At 67.2% G+C, this 2,977-nt stretch carries 2 protein-coding genes; both read left to right on the forward strand.

Annotation, left to right across the window (positions count from 1 at the left end):
• The first annotated feature begins 12 nt into the window (after window positions 1-12).
• Complete coding sequence (locus AC1DU6_RS25500; protein ID WP_457355865.1) at window positions 13-2,271, forward strand: RelA/SpoT family protein; 2,259 nt, start codon at window positions 13-15, stop codon at window positions 2,269-2,271.
• Between the two features lie 253 nt (window positions 2,272-2,524).
• A partial coding sequence (locus AC1DU6_RS25505) for a TonB-dependent receptor plug domain-containing protein (RefSeq protein WP_477860508.1) occupies window positions 2,525-2,977 on the forward strand: 453 nt, incomplete at its 3' end.

Genomic DNA, 2,977 nt, shown 5'->3' on the forward strand with positions numbered 1-2,977 from the left:
ATTCGGGACCATATGGCCCAACGCTCCCTCACCGCCTGGTTCACGCTGCCTGGATTGCGCCAGGCGGCGCCGCCCACGCAGGCGGAAGCTGCTTCCTTTGATGCCCTCGCCCCCAAACTCGGCTATCTGAGCAAGGCCGAGGTCAAGCGCGTGCGCGAGGCCTACAAGTTCGCCGACGAGGCCCACCTGGGCCAGAAGCGGGCGACCGGCGAGCCCTACATCACCCACCCGATCGCCGTCGCCGGCATCTGTGCCGAGTGGCGACTCGATGCCCAGGCGCTGATGGCGGCGCTGATGCATGACGTGGTCGAAGACTGCGGCGTTTCCAAGGCCGAGCTGATCGAGAAGTTCGACGCCACGACGGCCGATCTGGTCGACGGCCTGACCAAGCTGGACAAGCTGCAGTTCTCCACCAAGGAGGAGTCGCAGGCCGAGTCCTTCCGCAAGATGCTGCTGGCCATGGCACGCGACCTGCGCGTCATCCTCATCAAGCTGGCCGACCGCCTGCACAACATGCGCACCATGGGTGCGATGGCGCCGCACAAGGCCCGCCGCATCGCGCGCGAGACCTTCGACATCTATGCGCCCATCGCCCACCGCCTCGGCCTGAACCAGACCTTCCGCGAGCTGCAGGACCTGTCCTTCCAGTATTTCCACCCCTGGCGCTATGCGGCGCTCAGCAAGGCCGTGGGCAAGGCGCGCGGCAACCGGCGCGACCTGGTGTCGCGCATCGAGGCCGAGATCCGCGCCGCCTTTGCCAAGGCCAGCCTGCGCGTGGAGGTGCAGGGGCGCGAGAAAACGGTCCATTCCATCTACAAGAAGATGCGCGAAAAGGGCGGCCTGTCCTTTGCCCAGGTGAGCGATATTTTTGGCTTTCGCATCCTGACCGAGGAGCCGCTGCAGTGCTACACGGCCCTGGGCGTGCTGCACCAGCTCTACAAGCCGCAAGCCGGTCGTTTCAAGGACTACATCGCCACGCCCAAGGACAACGGCTACCAGTCCCTGCACACGACGCTGATGGGGCCGCTGGCCACGCCGCTGGAGTTCCAGCTGCGCACCGAGGGCATGCACCAGATCGCCGAGCAGGGYGTGGCGGCGCACTGGATCTACAAGAGCCGCGGCAAACAGGCGTCGGCGCTGGTGGCCCAGCAGGCCAATGCGCGCTGGCTGCAAAGCCTCATCGACATCCAGGATGAAACGCGCGACGCCAACGAGTTCCTCGAGCACGTCAAGATCGACCTCTTCCCGGACGCGATCTACGTCTTCACGCCCAAGTCCAAGATCATGGCGTTACCGAAGGGCGCGACGCCGGTGGACTTCGCCTACGCCATCCACTCCGACGTCGGCGACCATTGCGTCGCGGCCCAGGTCAATGGCGAGGCCGTGCCGCTGCGCGCCGAGCTGCGCAGCGGCGACATCGTCGAGATCATCACCGCCCCGGGCGCCAGCCCCAACCCGGCCTGGCTGAGCTTCGTGCGCACCGGCCGGGCCCGCTCCAAGATCCGCCACTACCTGAAGGACCTGGAGCAGGAGGAGTCCCGCGAACTGGGCGAGAAGATGCTGGCCCAGGCGATGCGCGTGGAAGGCCTCGGGCTGCCCAGCCTGGAGCTGGACGACCCGGCTGCGCCGATCTGGCATGAGCTGGCCGGCTGGGCCGGCAGCGCAAACACCGAGCAGCTCCTCGTCGACATTGGCGCGGGCCGCAAGATTGCCACCATCATTGCCAAGAAGCTGGCCCGACTGATGGCCGAGCAGGGGCAAAAGCCCGATGCGCTGGCGCTGACGCTCGGCCGCTTCGCTGAGGCGCCGTCCAACCAGGGCAGCGTGACCATCGACGGCAACGAGGGCGCTTCCGTGCAGCTGGCCAGCTGCTGCCGCCCCATCCCCGGCGACGAAGTACGCGGCTACCTCGGGCGCGGCGAAGGACTTATCGTGCACACCTGCGAATGCGCCATCGGCCGCCGCCTCTTCCAGCGCGACAGCGAGCACTGGATCCAGGTCGAATGGGCCGAGGAGCTGGGCCGCAGCTTCGAGGCCGGCATCGCGCTGCTGATGGCCAACGGCAAGGGCGTGCTCGCCCAGGTGGCCCAGGCGGTGGCCCAGGCCGAGGCCGACATCACCCACATCTCGATGAGCGACGAGGCGCAATTGCGCGAAACGGCCGAGATGACGCTGCTCATCGCCGTACGCGACCGTCTGCACCTGGCCGACGTGCTGCGCGTGCTGCGCCGCACCGCGCCCGTGCAGCGGGTCTGGCGCGTCAAGCCGTAGGAAACGCGCCGAGGGCGTTGCGGCCAATCACGGCCGTGACTGTTTCTATTCGCTTCCTCGGGTTAACCAGTGTTTCTGGGCCCGGTATTTCTTTTCGGGATAGCAAACGAGACAAAACGAATTTCTCCGAGTTACGGCGGCTGCTTAAGGTCGCGCCGCGGCCCGGGAAGACGGTGCAAAAGCGCCTCTATCCGACCCGCAGCGACCCGACCCACAACAAGCCCGGGATCCCACCGGAGCGCGGAGAAGACACGTGAACAAGTTCAACAAGCCTGCGGTGGCAACCGCCGTTTCCATGGCCCTGGCCCTGATGGCCCAGCAATCCGCCCTCGCCCAGCAAAGCGGCGACGGCGCCAAGCCCGAAGACGCCAAGCCGGCGGCGCGCAAGCCAGGCGCCCCGGTGCAGGAACTTGAAACCGTGCTGGTGGTCGGCACGCGCCAGTCGCAGCAGTCCAGCATCAACCGCAAGAAGCATGCGGCCACGGCCCAGGACTCCATCGTGGCCGAGGACGTGGGCGCCTTTCCTGACCGCAATATCGGCGAGGCCATCTCGCGCATCGCCGGCGTGGCGCTGGACCGCGGCGACTTCGGCGAAGGTGTGAACGTATCCATCCGCGGCAACGGCCCCGAGCTGACCCGCGTCGAAATGGACGGCATGGCCGTGCGTTCGGGCGCCGGCACCGACCTGCTGGGCGGTGGCGACGGC

It is taken from the genome of Roseateles sp. P5_B10 (assembly GCF_056400485.1).